The organism is Verrucomicrobium sp., from assembly GCA_028283855.1.
In the GTDB taxonomy this organism is placed as follows: Bacteria; Verrucomicrobiota; Verrucomicrobiia; order Methylacidiphilales; family GAS474; genus GAS474.
The window spans coordinates 278,215-290,742 of the sequence record JAPWJX010000003.1; the positions used below are offsets into that span (position 1 = coordinate 278,215).

13 protein-coding genes are annotated in these 12,528 nt (G+C 67.9%); 8 read left to right on the top strand and 5 right to left on the bottom strand.

Annotated elements, in window-relative coordinates:
- Positions 1 to 7: 7 nt before the first annotated feature.
- Complete coding sequence (locus PW734_02735) at positions 8 to 1,051, top strand: alpha/beta hydrolase (protein ID MDE1170116.1); 1,044 nt, start codon at positions 8 to 10, stop codon at positions 1,049 to 1,051.
- Between the two features lie 54 nt (positions 1,052 to 1,105).
- Here PW734_02735 and PW734_02740 read toward each other — a convergent pair whose 3' ends face one another.
- The 3 genes from PW734_02740 to PW734_02750 all read right to left on the bottom strand — a co-directional run bounded on the left by PW734_02740 (position 1,106) and on the right by PW734_02750 (position 5,433).
- Positions 1,106 to 2,863, bottom strand: coding sequence for a 4-alpha-glucanotransferase (locus PW734_02740; GenBank protein MDE1170117.1), 1,758 nt, complete (start codon positions 2,861 to 2,863; stop codon positions 1,106 to 1,108).
- Positions 2,860 to 3,978 (bottom strand): Gfo/Idh/MocA family oxidoreductase, encoded by a 1,119-nt coding sequence (locus PW734_02745; GenBank protein ID MDE1170118.1) that lies wholly within the window; start codon positions 3,976 to 3,978, stop codon positions 2,860 to 2,862. The genes PW734_02740 and PW734_02745 overlap by 4 nt, the downstream gene beginning before the upstream one ends.
- 99 nt (positions 3,979 to 4,077) lie before the next feature.
- Complete coding sequence (locus tag PW734_02750) at positions 4,078 to 5,433, bottom strand: hemolysin family protein (GenBank protein MDE1170119.1); 1,356 nt, start codon at positions 5,431 to 5,433, stop codon at positions 4,078 to 4,080.
- Between the two features lie 103 nt (positions 5,434 to 5,536).
- Here PW734_02750 and PW734_02755 point away from each other — a divergent pair, with 103 nt between their 5' ends.
- The 6 genes from PW734_02755 to PW734_02780 all read left to right on the top strand — a co-directional run bounded on the left by PW734_02755 (position 5,537) and on the right by PW734_02780 (position 10,456).
- Positions 5,537 to 6,082, top strand: a complete 546-nt coding sequence (locus tag PW734_02755; GenBank protein MDE1170120.1) for a DUF4337 domain-containing protein — start codon at positions 5,537 to 5,539, stop codon at positions 6,080 to 6,082.
- Positions 6,083 to 6,172: 90 nt separating this feature from the next.
- On the top strand, positions 6,173 to 7,159 hold the full coding sequence (gene hpnH / locus PW734_02760) for an adenosyl-hopene transferase HpnH (protein ID MDE1170121.1): 987 nt from the start codon (positions 6,173 to 6,175) through the stop codon (positions 7,157 to 7,159).
- A gap of 5 nt (positions 7,160 to 7,164) precedes the next feature.
- Positions 7,165 to 7,557, top strand: a complete 393-nt coding sequence (locus PW734_02765; protein ID MDE1170122.1) for a hypothetical protein — start codon at positions 7,165 to 7,167, stop codon at positions 7,555 to 7,557.
- Between the two features lie 41 nt (positions 7,558 to 7,598).
- Positions 7,599 to 7,865 carry a hypothetical protein gene (locus PW734_02770; protein MDE1170123.1) on the top strand — a complete coding sequence of 89 codons (267 nt, stop codon included), beginning with the start codon at positions 7,599 to 7,601 and terminating at the stop codon, positions 7,863 to 7,865.
- A 48-nt stretch (positions 7,866 to 7,913) separates the two neighbouring features.
- Positions 7,914 to 8,573: a leucyl/phenylalanyl-tRNA--protein transferase gene (aat, locus tag PW734_02775; protein MDE1170124.1), complete on the top strand. Its 660-nt coding sequence runs from the start codon at positions 7,914 to 7,916 to the stop codon at positions 8,571 to 8,573.
- A 14-nt stretch (positions 8,574 to 8,587) separates the two neighbouring features.
- A complete protein-coding gene (locus PW734_02780; GenBank protein MDE1170125.1) occupies positions 8,588 to 10,456 on the top strand; it encodes a 6-phosphogluconolactonase in 1,869 nt (622 codons plus the stop codon).
- Positions 10,457 to 10,462: 6 nt separating this feature from the next.
- On the opposite strand, the gene PW734_02785 is transcribed toward PW734_02780, so the two are convergent.
- Positions 10,463 to 11,263, bottom strand: coding sequence for an HAD family hydrolase (locus PW734_02785; protein ID MDE1170126.1), 801 nt, complete (start codon positions 11,261 to 11,263; stop codon positions 10,463 to 10,465).
- Between the two features lie 18 nt (positions 11,264 to 11,281).
- On the opposite strand from PW734_02785, the gene nirD reads away from it, so the two are divergent.
- Entirely contained in the window at positions 11,282 to 11,584 is a 303-nt protein-coding gene (gene nirD / locus PW734_02790) for a nitrite reductase small subunit NirD (GenBank protein MDE1170127.1), read from the top strand.
- A 7-nt stretch (positions 11,585 to 11,591) separates the two neighbouring features.
- On the opposite strand, the gene PW734_02795 is transcribed toward nirD, so the two are convergent.
- Positions 11,592 to 12,473: an autotransporter outer membrane beta-barrel domain-containing protein gene (locus tag PW734_02795; GenBank protein ID MDE1170128.1), complete on the bottom strand. Its 882-nt coding sequence runs from the start codon at positions 12,471 to 12,473 to the stop codon at positions 11,592 to 11,594.
- Positions 12,474 to 12,528 lie beyond the last annotated feature (55 nt).

Below are 12,528 nucleotides of genomic sequence, written 5' to 3' on the forward strand. Positions count from 1 at the left end.
TTTTTCCATGAATGCCTCCTCCTCCATACAGCCCGCCAAGCCGAACGCCGCCATGCAGGCCATCCTGGACGCGCACACGGCGATGGGGCCTCTGCCCATCGAGACGCTCACCCCGGAGCAGGCCCGCCTGATCCCGCTGCCGGACCGCGCCGCGATCGCCTATTACGGCCAGCATTTCACCAAGAAGGCGCTGGCTCCGCTGCCGCTGCCGGTGGGGGAGACGCGCCACCTCCTCATTCCCACGGCGGAGGGCCGCCTCGTGGCCCGCCTTTACACGCCGAAGGGGGAAGCCCCGGAGGAAGGCTGGCCGCTTGTCGTCTACTTCCACGGCGGCGGCTGGGTCCTGGCCAACCTAGACACCTACGACGCCTCCTGCCGCGCGCTCTGCAACGGCGCGGAGGCCATGGTCCTGGCCGTCCACTACCGGCAGGCTCCGGAGCATCCCTGGCCCGCCGCGATGAAGGACGCCTACGCCGCCTTCGAGTGGGCGGCGGCCCATGCCCCGGGCCTCGACGCCGACCCGAACCGGATCGCCGTGGCGGGGGAGAGCGCGGGGGGCAATCTGGCCGCCGTCGTCTCCCAGATCGCGCGGGACAAGGAGGCGCAGCTGCCGCTCCATCAGCTCCTCATCTATCCCGTCACCGACCTGCTCCACGGGATCGAAAGCCCCTCCGCGGAGGAGAACGCGGAGGCCCGCCCCCTCAACCGCGCCATGCTCCGCTGGTTCTACGGCCATTACGTGCCGGAGCGGGAAGACCGCAGCCATCCCTATATCTCCCCCCTTTACGGCGAGACGGCGGGGCTGCCGCCCGCCACCGTCATCCTGGCCCAGATCGACCCCTTGCGAAGCGACGGGGAGGCCTACGCCGTGAAGATGGCCGAGGCCGACGTCCCCGTGACTCTCAAGATTTACGAGGGGGTGACGCACGAGTTCTTCGGCATGGCGGGCCTGATCCATGAGGCGACCGACGCCGTCGCCCTGGCGTCCAAGGAACTGCGCCAGGCCTTCGACGAGGCCTCGCGGGCGCTGGCCGACCTCGACGTCGAATAAAACGCTTTCCGCTCCCCTTTCTGAACGGCGATTCAGCCTGGGCCCTTTCGCTTTTTAGGCGGCGCGGGCCAAGGCCGGCTCCGGCCGCGAAATTTCTTTCCGCGGGGCGCGGCCGCTGGCCGCCAGCAGTCGGCGCAGGGCCTCCAGCCGGGGACCGTAGACCTCGTGCCGCCGGTAGTCCTCCAGCGGCATCTCCAGCCGCTCCGCCCAGGTGCCGGAGCCGTAGCTGCCGGGCAGGTTGAAGCGCTGGAGGTTTCCCAGCATGTCGCTGGATAGGAGCGCCGCCAGCGCGCACGGGGATTCCAGCAGGGCGCGGTGGAAAGCCTCGAGCAACGGGGTGTCGAGCGCCTCCGGCGCGGGCGTCTCCGGATTCCAGCCCACCAGGGAAAGGAGGTTTTTCAAATCGCCCGCGGCGAAGCTGCCGGGGGTGCGGGCTCCCTCCGCCAGGTGCTTGTAGTAGGCGGCCAGCGGCGCGTGGTCGTGCGTGCCGTAGGCGGCCATGCTCAAAACGCGGCGGGCGGCCAGCGGCCGCAGGGAATTGTCCGGCAGCCGGTCGAACTCGATGAAGGAGAGCGTCGGCATGGCCAGTTCCTCGACGGTCTGCCGCATGTAGCCGGTCATGTCCTCCATCAGCTCTCCCACCAGGCCCATGTCCCCCGCCGCCTCCTGGAGGGCGGAGAGGATCTCCCGCCCCTGCAGCGCGTTCATCTGCGCCGTGTGGGGTTCCGCGTCGGACCCGGGGACGAAGCGGGGCATCTTCCCGCCGGTGCGGGCCAGGATCTCCTCCACGGTAAGGCGGGAGAATTCCGTGTGCTGCGCGCCGCCCGCCCACGGCAGCATGTAGGCGCGGAAGTAGCCGCGCAGGTGGTCCAGGCGGCAGAGGTGGAAATAGCGCCGCTCCAGCGCCAGGCGCGCCTTGAGCCATTGGAAGCCTTCCGAGCGGTGGTTCTCCCAGCGGAAGGGCGGAAAGCCCCAGTTCTGCCCCCAGCGTTCGGAATCGGCGCTGGTGTCGAAGGAGCCCAGGGGCGGCGAGCCCATGTTCCACTCCAGGTCGAAGAGTTCCGGGCGGCTCCACGCGTCGACGCTGGCGCGGCTGACGCCGAAGGACATCTCCCCCATGAGGAGGACGCCCCGCTTCTCCGCGTAGGCGCGCGTGGCCCCCCACTGGCGGGCGGCGACCCATTGGATGTAGGCCAGGCCGTCCCGCGTCTCCTGGAGGATGGCGCGCTCCGGCGCCTGGCTCAGCCAGTTCTCCGCCGTGGCCGGCTTTTGGTGCTCGGGGCGCCATTCGGTCCAGTTGGCGTTGCCCTCATACTCCCAGGCCAGGAGGCGGAAAAGCGTGTAGGCGGGCAGCCAGGAGGCGTTTTCCTTTTGGAAACGGGCGAACTCCCGGGCCGGCGGGCTCTCCGCCGGTTGGGTGTTGAGAAAGTGGCGGTAGCTGGCCAGCAGGACGTGGATCTTCAGCGGCAGGACCGAGTTGTACTTCACGCGCCCCTGGCGGAGCCGCTCCAGCCAGGCCGCCGGAGCGGCCCGCTCCAGCCGCTCGCGCGGGATGAGGCCCGGCACCTCCTCCTCCGTCAGGGCCAGGAGGGCCGGGGAGAGGGCGGCGGAGCTGACGGGGTTGTAGGGGCTGTGGTCGCCGATCGTCTCATGGATGGGAAGGATCTGCAGGAAGGCAAATCCCATCTCCGCGCAGAAGTCGACCGCCTCCCGCACAGCCAGGGTGTCGCCGATGCCCGCATCCCCCTTCCGCCGCAGGGCGAAGGCCGGGACCAGGAGTCCGGCCCATTTCCGCTCCGGATCGATTCTCATCGGGAAGGAGGCGGCGCGGCGACCAGGCGCGGCGGGCGGATGCGGGGCCGGTCGATGCGCAGATGGCCGCGCGGGCGCAGCCGTTTCTTGGGCAGGCGCAGGGGGATGGGCCGCCCTTCCCGCGCGGAGCGGTAGAGCGCCTCGACGATCTCAACGTCGATGAGCCCCTCCATGCCGGAGGGCTCCGGCTCCAGGTCCTCCAGGATGCAGCGGGAGAAATAGAGCAGCTCCGGGGCGAACTGGTCGCGGCGGGCGAAGGTTTTCACCCGGGTTTTCCCGCCGACGGTCAGGGCGTGGCGGGGCGGGGCGGTGTAATCGTAGCCGTTCTCGACGACGAGTTTTCCCTCCGTGCCGACGACCTCGTAGCACGACTCGTCGGCCGCGCCGAAGCTGGTGGTGAAGGCGGCCAGCCGCTCTCCGGGGAAGCGCAGGAGGGCGCCGGTCATCTCGTCGATTTCCCGGAAGCGGCGGTCCCCTCCGCGGCGGGCGGTAAAGGCGAAGGCCTCGACCGGCTCCGCCTGGAAAAAGGAGCGGGCGGCGTTGATGCAGTAGACGCCGATGTCGTAGACGGTGCCGCCGCCCATCGCGCGCTTGGTGCGGATGTCCCCTTCCCGGACCTGCATGGTGAAGACGGAGCTGAAGAGGCGGGGGTCGCCCAGTTTTCCGGAGCGGACCAGCTCGACGGCGGAGAGGTTGGCCCGCTCGAAGTGGAGACGATAGGCCGTCATCAGCTTCACGCCGTAGCGGTGCGCCGCGTCGATGATCTTCCTGGCCTCGGCGCGGGTGACGGAGAGCGGCTTCTCGCACAGGACGTGGGCGCCCGCTCGGGCCGCCCGCACGGCGTATTCGCAGTGGAGATGGTTCGGCAGGGCGATGTAGACGGCATCGACCTGCTGCTCTTCCAGCCCCTTTTCAAAGTCCCCGTACGCGTAGGCCGCCTTCAGGCGGTATTTCTTGAGGAGAGGGTCGCGGTGGGCCGGATCCCCGTGGAAGAAGGTGGCCAGCTCGGAGTTTTCCCGCGCCTGGGCGAAGGCGGGCAGCACCGCCACCTGGGCGATGTTTCCCACGCCGACGACGGCGTAGCGGATTTTTCTGCGGGACCGGGGCTGGATCATGGCGGGCTCTCCTTCCGCGCGCAGGCGGGGGGAGAACCGCGCTCGATCCCTTAACATCCTCGGGAAAGCGCCCTTGTCAAATGGGAGGGGCCGCGAACTTTAGATCATTCCCGCCTCGTCGGGGGCGGCCCCCTGCCCGCCCTCCAGCCGCAGGAGGCGGAGGCGGCGCAGGCCCTGGCCCCCCACGTCTTCCGCGATGAGGCGCAGGCCGTCGACATCGACCTGCTCGCGCTTGGCCGGGGGGCGTCCGTAGCGGTCGATGGCCCATTCCCGGACGGTTTGGGCGCTCTCCGTCGGCAAGGCGGTCCAGCCGGTCTCGTTGGCCAGGTCACGGATGGGGATGCCGGCATCGACCAGGACGGCGTTTTCGCTCAGCTCGTAGAAGGGGCCTTTCTCGATGTCGAACTCGTCGCGAATGTCGCCGACCAGCTCCTCCAACACGTCCTCGAAGCTGACCAGGCCGACCAGGCGGTCCTCCCCGTCGACCACGACGGCCAGGTGGCTGCGGGACTTGCGGAAGAGCTCGAGCATCGTCGGCAGCTTCGTCTTGGGCAGGAAGGTCAGGACGGGGCGGACCAGGGGGTCGAGGATCGTCTGGGTTCCCAGGGCCTGGTATTGCCACAGCAGCTCGGCGACCAGGACGACGCCGACGACGTGGACGCCGTCCGCCGCGCAGACGGGGAAGCGGCTGTAGCCGCTGCGCTGCACGACCGCCAGGTTCTCCTGGAAGGTGGCGTCCGCCCGCAGGGTGATCACGTGGTCCCGCGGGACCATGATCTGCGCGGCGGTCGTCTCCTTGAGCCGGAGCGCCTTGATCATGATCTGGTTGATGAGGACGTCGGAGGGGTGCTCGTGGGTGGAGGTCAGGAGCACGTCCCGCAGCTCTTCCGGGGTGAAGCCGTGCTCGTCCCGGGAGGGAGTCGTGCCCAAAATGCGAAGGATCAAGTTGGCCGAGGTCCGCAGGACCCAGATGAACGGCATGAAGACGTAATAGAAAAGGACCAGCGGCGGGGTGAACCAAAGAATGACCGTCCGGGGCCGCTGCAGGGCGATCCGCTTCGGCACCAGTTCTCCCAGGACAATGTGAAGGGCCGCCGTGATGCCGAAGGCCACCAGGAAGGAGATAAAGGCCAGGAGCTTCTCATGGCCCGGCCCCAGATGGGGGAAATAGGCGTCGACCAGGGGCTCGGCCATCCCCTCCCCGACCCATCCCAGGCCCAGGCTGGTGAAGGTGACCCCCAGCTGCCCGGCGGAGATGAAGCGGTCCAAGTTTTGGGTCACCCGATACGCGATGCGGGCGCGCCAATTCCCCTTCTTGGCCAGGGGACGGAGCTGGGTGGCCCGGACGCGGACGATGGCGAATTCCGTGGCGACGAAGTAGGCGTTGGCCGCCACCAGGACGAAAAGAAGGGCAATATCCCGTACCAGATGAGGGTCGGTGACGGGGGCGTTCATGAAAGGGCGTGAGCATAGTTTGTTTCCCTTTCGGGTCAAGAAAGGTCCCTTTTTCCTCTTTTCTTCCCGCCTCCGGCCGGTACATATTCCGGCTCCTTTATATATGGAAGAGATCGAAGGCCTGACCGAGCAGACGCAAGAGCATATCCACCACCACGCCCAGCACGGCGGGGGACCGGGATGGGTTTCCTGGGTCGCCTTGATGACGGCCATTCTTTCAGCCTGCGCCGCAGTCGCCGCCCTGCTCTCCGGCGGCAGCGCCAACGAGGCGATGCTGGAACAGCTCCATGCCTCCGACCAATGGGGCTACTACCAGGCCAAGGGGATCAAGTCGGCCATCGCCCAAACCCGCAGCGACCTCCTAGTCGCCGCCGGAAAGCAGCCGGACGAGGCTCTGGAAAAGAAAATCGAGCAGTACAAGGAAGAGCAGGCGGAAATCAAAAAGGAGGGGGAGGAACATGAAAAAGAGTCCCGCGCCTCCTTCGCCCGGCATGAAACGTACGCCAAAGCGGTCACCTTCCTCCAGGTGGCCATCTCTATCGCGGCGATTTCCGTCCTGACCAAAAGGCGGCGCTATCTTATTGTGGCCCTGGTATTTGGAGCGGGGGGCGCCGCCTTCCTGCTTTACGGCTTCCTCCACGCCTTCTAGGTAAACCCCGCTCGTACGCGGCGTTGACAAAAGAACGGGGGTCGATACCATCGACCCCCACTATGGTTCCTATTTCTCAGGCTTGGACGGTTGCCAGCTACGTCCTCAAGCAGAAACTTTCCGGCAATAAGCGGTATCCGCTGGTGCTCATGCTGGAGCCCCTCTTTCGTTGCAATCTGGCCTGCGCCGGCTGCGGCAAGATCCAATATCCCGACCACATTCCTCAACAAGCGCCTGACCCCCGAGCAGTGCTGGGCGGCGGCCGACGAATGCGGCGCCCCCATGGTCAGCATCCCGGGCGGCGAGCCCTTGATCCACAATGAGATCGACCAGATCGTGGCCGGCCTCGTGGAGCGCAAGAAGTACATCTACCTCTGCACGAACGCCCTTCTCCTCAAGAAGAAGCTCGATCTCTTCACGCCCAGCAAATACCTGACCTTCAGCGTCCACATGGACGGCGGCAAGGAAGACCACGACGAGGCCGTGTGCCGCGACGGCGTCTACGAGACCGCCCTGGAAGGCATCAAGGAGGCGGTCAAGCGCGGCTTCCGCGTGACCACCAACACCACCCTTTTCGACGGGGCCAACCCCGAGCGCGTCCGCAAGTTTTTCGACGAGATGATGAAGCTCAACGTCGAAGGCATGATGCTCTCCCCCGGCTACAGCTACCAGAAGGCGCCGGACCAGGAGCACTTCCTCCACCGGGAGAAGACCCAGAAGCTCTTCCGCGAGATCCTCAAGGACCGCAAGAAGAGCTGGCGCTTCAACCTCTCCCCGCTCTTCCTGGAATTCCTCCAGGGCCACATCGACTACGAGTGCACCCCGTGGGGCAACCCGACGTACAACATCTTCGGCTGGCAGAAGCCCTGCTACCTCCTCCAGGAAGGCTACGTCAGCACCTTCAAGGAGCTGATCGAGGACACCGCCTGGGAAAACTACGGCCACAAGAGCGGCAACGCGAAGTGCGCCGACTGCATGGTGCACTGCGGCTACGAGGCCTCCTCCGTGGACGACACCTTCAGCTCGCTGGCCGGCTTCGCCCGGACGGTGCGCGCCACCCTGGCCCCCACCCGCTAAAACCTATGCCGAACGCCGTCGACTCCATTCCCGCACCGATCCAGCCCGTCCCGGGCTCGGCCTTCACCTTCGCCAACGACGCCGAGCGCCGCCAGGTCATCGACGCCGCCTTCGACTACCGGGGCGACATCACCCTGCACCTGCAGAGCGGCGCCACGATGGAAGGCTACCTCTTCAACCGCAACGCGGACGGGAAGCCCCCCACCGTGCAGATGCTGGTGAAGGGGCAGGAGGTTCCCCAGAACCTCCCCTACGTCGACATCGCCGGCATCACCTTCTCCGGCCGGGACACCGCCGACGGCAAGTCCTACCAGACCTGGAAAGAAAAGAAGCACGGCGAGCGCCAGGCCGAGGCCGAAGCGGTGAAGAAGGAAATGGAGGCCCAGGGCTACCTCTAAGCCCGGGCTTTTCCTTCCTTTTTCCTTTCTCCCCCCGGCCCATGCGCCGCGACCTCAACTGGAAGACGCGGCGGGAAGACGGCACCCGCTACGAGGTGCGCGTCGTCTACTTCGGCAAGAAGTTCAAATTCCAGTTTAAAGAACAGGGCGCCGAGCGCTGGGACTACGACCGCAAGCCCGACCGGGCCGACATGGAGGAGTTCCTCTCCACCCTGGAGCGCTACTACCAACGCAGCCGCGCCACCCTCCATGAGCTGGAGGAAGGTCGCCGGATGATGGCCGAGTTTGAGCGGCGGGCAAAAGCCTAGGTTTTCCTACCCCCTTGCCCTCCCCCAAAACCGCCCCATAGTACCAGGGTGGCGGTCACCCTCCTCGATGCGGTCCGGGGCGGATTTCCCGATCCCGGCCAGGCCCGCCCCGACGGCCTCCTGGCCGTGGGGGGCGACCTTTCCCCCGAACGCCTCGTCGACGCCTACCGGCGCGGCATCTTCCCCTGGACGGACAACCCCGTCACCTGGTGGTCCCCTCACCCGCGCGCGATTTTCGAGCTGAAAACCTTCCAGCCCCCCCGCCGCCTGGCGCAGAAGATGCGCCAGAACCGCTTCCACATCACGCGGGACCGTGCCTTCGCCGCCGTCATCGCCGGGTGCGCCGCACCCGCCCCGGGCCGGGAGGAGACCTGGATCTCCCCGCGTTTCGTCCTGGCCTATAAGGAGCTGCACCGCCAGGGCGTGGCCCACAGCGTGGAGGTGTGGGAGGGGGACGCCCTGGCAGGCGGCCTCTATGGCGTCGCCCTGGGCGGGTTCTTCGCCGGGGAATCGATGTTCCACCGGGTGACCGACGCCTCGAAAATCGCCCTGGCCTTCCTCATGGAGCACCTGCGATCCCGGGGCTTCGCCCTCTTCGACACCCAGGTGGCCACGCCGCTCACCCGCTCGCTCGGCGCGGTCGAGATCGCCCGGGACGACTACCTGCGCCGCCTCCACGACGCCCTCCAGCTCCCCGCCGTTTTTTAAGAACCCTTCCTCACATGACCGACCCCCTCCTCAAAGGCGATCCCGCGGGCAGCCGCTGGGAAAAGATCCCCACCGTCCTCTTCCCCGATCCGGAAGCCGCCGCCCGCGCCGCCGCCGCCGAGATCGCCGCCCTCATCCGCCGCCGGGAGGCCGCGGGGGAGCGCACCGTGCTGGGGCTGGCCACCGGCTCCACGCCGATCGGCGTCTACCGGGAGCTGGTCCGCCTGCACAAGGAAGAGGGCCTTTCCTTCCGCCACGTCACCACCTTCAACCTGGACGAGTATTATCCCATGGCCCCGCAGGCGGTGCAGAGCTACCGGCGGTTCATGGAGGAGCACCTCTTCTCCCGCATCGACATCCCCCGCGCGCAAACCCACGTGCCGGACGGCACCCTGGCCGGGGGCGACGTGGCCGCCCACTGTGCCGCCTACGAGCGGGCGATCGCCGAGGCGGGCGGCATCGACCTCCAGCTCCTGGGCATCGGCCGGACCGGCCACGTCGGCTTCAACGAGCCGGGCTCCCTGCGCCGGAGCGTGACGCGCCTCATCACCCTGGACCCCGTCACGCGGCGGGACGCGGCCCCGGCCTTCGCCGGGGAACAGGCGGTGCCGCGCCGCGCCATCACCATGGGGCTGCGCACCATCCTGGGCGCGCGGCGGATCCTCCTTTTGGCCTTCGGCACGCACAAGGCGGCGGTGGTCCGCGCCGCGGTGGAGGGGGACGTCTCCCCCGCCCTGCCCGCCTCCTTCCTCCAGGAGCATGAGAATGCCGTGGCCGTCCTGGACACGGAGGCGGCGGCGGAGCTTTCCCGCGTGAAGACGCCGTGGCTGGCCGGGGCCCTGGCCGATCTGGGCCTTTCCTGGGATTTCCCCACCCTGCGCCGCGCCGTCCTTTGGCTGGCCGGGCAGCGGAAGAAGCCGATCCTCAAGCTGACGGACGAGGACTACAACGAGGGCGGCCTGCAGGAGCTTTTGGCCGAACACGGCTCCGCCTACGAGATCAACCTCCACGTCTTCCGCGCGCAGCAGCGGACGATCACCGGCTGGCCCGGCGGCAAGCCGAACCGGGAGAACGAGGTCTTCCCCAAGCGGGTCCTGGTCTTTTCTCCCCGGCCGGACGACGCGGCGGCCGCGATGGGTGGCACCCTTTCCCGGCTGGTCACCCAGGGGCACGAGGTCCACATCGCCTACCAGACCAGCGGCAGCCTGGGGGTGAGCGACACGGCGGCCCGCCGCTTCGTCGACACCGCGCAGGAGGCCGCTCCCGGCCCGGCCTGGGACGCCTTCCGCCAAGCCTTGGACGGGAAGAAAGACGAGACCGATTCCCCGCAGGTGCTGGCTCTCAAGGCCCTGCTCCGCCGGGGCGAGGCCCGCGCGGAAGCCCGTTTCACCGGCCTCCCGGAGGACCGGCTCCACTTCCTCAACCTTCCTTTCTATGAGACGGGCACGGTGAACAAGCAGCCCCTGGGCGAGGCCGACGTGGCCCCCCTGGCCGCGCTCCTCTCCCAACTCCAGCCTCATCAGGTCTACCTCTCCGGCGGCCTGGCCGATCCCCACGGCACCTGCCGCCTCTCCTTCGAGGCGCTGCGCCGCGCCTGGGAACGGGTGCGCGGGGAGGCCTGGATGGAAAAGGCCGCCCTCTGGCTCTACGGCGGTTCCGGGCGGGTCTGGGAGGCGCACGAGATCGACCTGGCCGTGCCCCTAAGCCCCGGCGAGCTGCTCCATAAGCGGACGGCCCTCTTCCTCCACGAAACCCAGCGGGAACGGATGCTCCACCTGGAAGCGCCGCCGGAGGATTCCGCCCGGGACGTGGCCCGGCTCTATGACCGGCTGGGTTTGGCCGAGTATGAGGCGATCGAGACTTTCGCCCGCTGGCGGCCTTGAAATAGCCTATTTCGCCGCGCCGACGAGCGCGTCGAGCCCCTCGATCACCCCCGCGCCGTAAAAGGCCTTGGCCGCGTAGCCGCCCTGGGCGCGGACCTTCCGCTGCACTTCGCCGATGGCGTTGCCCGGGCAAATGAGGCCGTGGGCGTAGCGCGTCTCCAGCATCGGCAAGTCGTTGTGATGGTCGCCCGCGGCGATCGTCTCCTCCGGCGTGACGCCGAGGATCCCCTGCAGGTAGCCAAGGCAGCCCCCCTTATGGAAATCGACGTGGGAGAAGCGGAAGTAAGGCCCGTTGCGGACGACGGCCAGCTCCGGCCAGCGGGCGATCTCCTCCTCGATGAAGGCGGCGATCCGCTCGATCTCCCGGTCGTGCCGGGCGCGGATGGCCACGGGGGACCAGGCGTCGGCCAGAAGCTCCGCACCGGTCTCGCTCCGCACGAATTCCCGCAGGCGGTCCCAGAACGGGGCGACCCGCTCGAAGAGCGCCGCGTGGACGGCGGTGGCTCGGCGGTTCCAGCCGTAGTCGCCGATGGGGCGGTGGTCATGGATTTTGTAGACCTCCCGCTCGGTTAAAATCAGCCAGTCGGGCGAGAAAGGGAACCCGCGCTCGACCATGGCCAGGGCCAGGCTGTCCCACCAGCGGCCGGTGTTGAGAACCCAGATGAACTCCCCCTTCTTCCGGTATTCGGCCAGGCGCTGGAAGAAAAGGGGATTGGCGGGGACGCCCTTCTCGAAGTCGATCAAGGTCCCGTCCAGGTCGGTGCTCAGGAGTCGCCAAGGACGGGCGGGCGCGGTAGAAGGGGCCATGCGGAAGAGGATCCTATCATGAAATGGCTCGAGGCGTGCAAGGCGTCCGAGCTGGCCGCCGGCCAGCCCCGCTGCGTGGAGGCGGAGGGAGGGCGGATCGCCCTTTTCCGCACCGCGACCGGGGTCTACGCCATCGACGACTTTTGCCCCCACCGCAGCGGGCCGCTCCACCAGGGCTGGCTGACGGGGGATACGGTGGCCTGTCCCTGGCACCAGTGGGTTTTCCGCCTGGAAGACGGCCACTGCACGAACATCCCGGGACAGAAGGTCCGCACCTTCCCCGTGGAGGAACGGGACGGGACGCTCTGGATCGGGGTTTAGGCTCCGATCAGTAGACGATGCGGATGCCGCCCGTGATGCTCTGGGCGGAGTAGTTTTCCTGGCCGATCTGCGCGTCGTAGCGCACGAAGACCAGGGAGCCGCTGTTGAGAATCATGCTGACGCCGCCGCCGAGCACCGCCGCGTCGCGCGGCAGGCCGCTGGCGTTGACGGTGAAGGCGCCCGTGCCGGGGACGACGAAGGCCTCGCCGATGGTGTGGGAGGTGTCGAGGCACTCGTGCTGCCAGGAGGCGTCGAGCTGCGGGCGGATGGTCAGGCGGCGCCAGGTGGTGTGGAAATCGTAGCTGACGCGGCCGCCCAGGTTGGCGACGAAGGAATCGACGCTTTGGGTGCCGATGAGGAGGTTGCTGGCCCCGGCGCCGGTTTCCATATAGGAGCCGATGTTGATGTGGGTGTATTGGCCGCCCAGGACCGGGCCGTAGGTCAGGTTGCCCGCGTGGAACTTGTAGCCGGTATCGAAGGCAACACCGTATTGGTCGCCGTCCGGCTTGCCCTGGGCCACGGCGTTGGTGATGGGCACGGCGCGGGTGACGGTACCGACGTTGAAGCCGTAGTAGCCCCGGCCGTTGATGTACCAATCGCCCCGGGTGTAGCTGCCGTAGGGGCCGAAACGGTAGTTGTTCATCGCCAGGCGGCTGCCCAGGGAGTCGAGATCGGCCGTGGTCCGGCCGTAACCGCCCAGGAAGCCGATCGTCCATTCCTTGCTCAGGCGGTAGTCGGTGCCCACGGTGAAGTCGACCGTGGTGGTGTCGACCGCGTTCTGGGTGGCGGTGGCCGACTGGCTGGCCAGGATGGCGTTGCCGGTGACGAAGGTGCCCCAGCGGCGCAGGAGCGGGTCGTCCCCGCCCACCTGGTCGGGCGTGTCGGTCATGGTCGCCGTGTCGGATTGCATGGCGGGATTGAAGGCGTAGAGCTGGCCGGAGAGC

What these genes read in the sequence shown, in the direction of transcription:
- PW734_02740 (MDE1170117.1), bottom strand. Translation starts at nt 2,863, where the DNA reads ATGAGAATCGATCCGGAGCGGAAATGGGCCGGACTCCTGGTCCCGGCC.
- nirD (MDE1170127.1), top strand. Translation starts at nt 11,282, where the DNA reads ATGAAATGGCTCGAGGCGTGCAAGGCGTCCGAGCTGGCCGCCGGCCAG.
- PW734_02765 (MDE1170122.1), top strand. Translation starts at nt 7,165, where the DNA reads ATGCCGAACGCCGTCGACTCCATTCCCGCACCGATCCAGCCCGTCCCG.
- PW734_02750 (MDE1170119.1), bottom strand. Translation starts at nt 5,433, where the DNA reads ATGAACGCCCCCGTCACCGACCCTCATCTGGTACGGGATATTGCCCTT.
- PW734_02795 (MDE1170128.1), bottom strand. Translation starts at nt 12,473, where the DNA reads ATGACCGACACGCCCGACCAGGTGGGCGGGGACGACCCGCTCCTGCGC.
- PW734_02785 (MDE1170126.1), bottom strand. Translation starts at nt 11,263, where the DNA reads ATGGCCCCTTCTACCGCGCCCGCCCGTCCTTGGCGACTCCTGAGCACC.
- PW734_02745 (MDE1170118.1), bottom strand. Translation starts at nt 3,978, where the DNA reads ATGATCCAGCCCCGGTCCCGCAGAAAAATCCGCTACGCCGTCGTCGGC.
- PW734_02755 (MDE1170120.1), top strand. Translation starts at nt 5,537, where the DNA reads ATGGAAGAGATCGAAGGCCTGACCGAGCAGACGCAAGAGCATATCCAC.
- PW734_02770 (MDE1170123.1), top strand. Translation starts at nt 7,599, where the DNA reads ATGCGCCGCGACCTCAACTGGAAGACGCGGCGGGAAGACGGCACCCGC.
- PW734_02735 (MDE1170116.1), top strand. Translation starts at nt 8, where the DNA reads ATGAATGCCTCCTCCTCCATACAGCCCGCCAAGCCGAACGCCGCCATG.
- PW734_02780 (MDE1170125.1), top strand. Translation starts at nt 8,588, where the DNA reads ATGACCGACCCCCTCCTCAAAGGCGATCCCGCGGGCAGCCGCTGGGAA.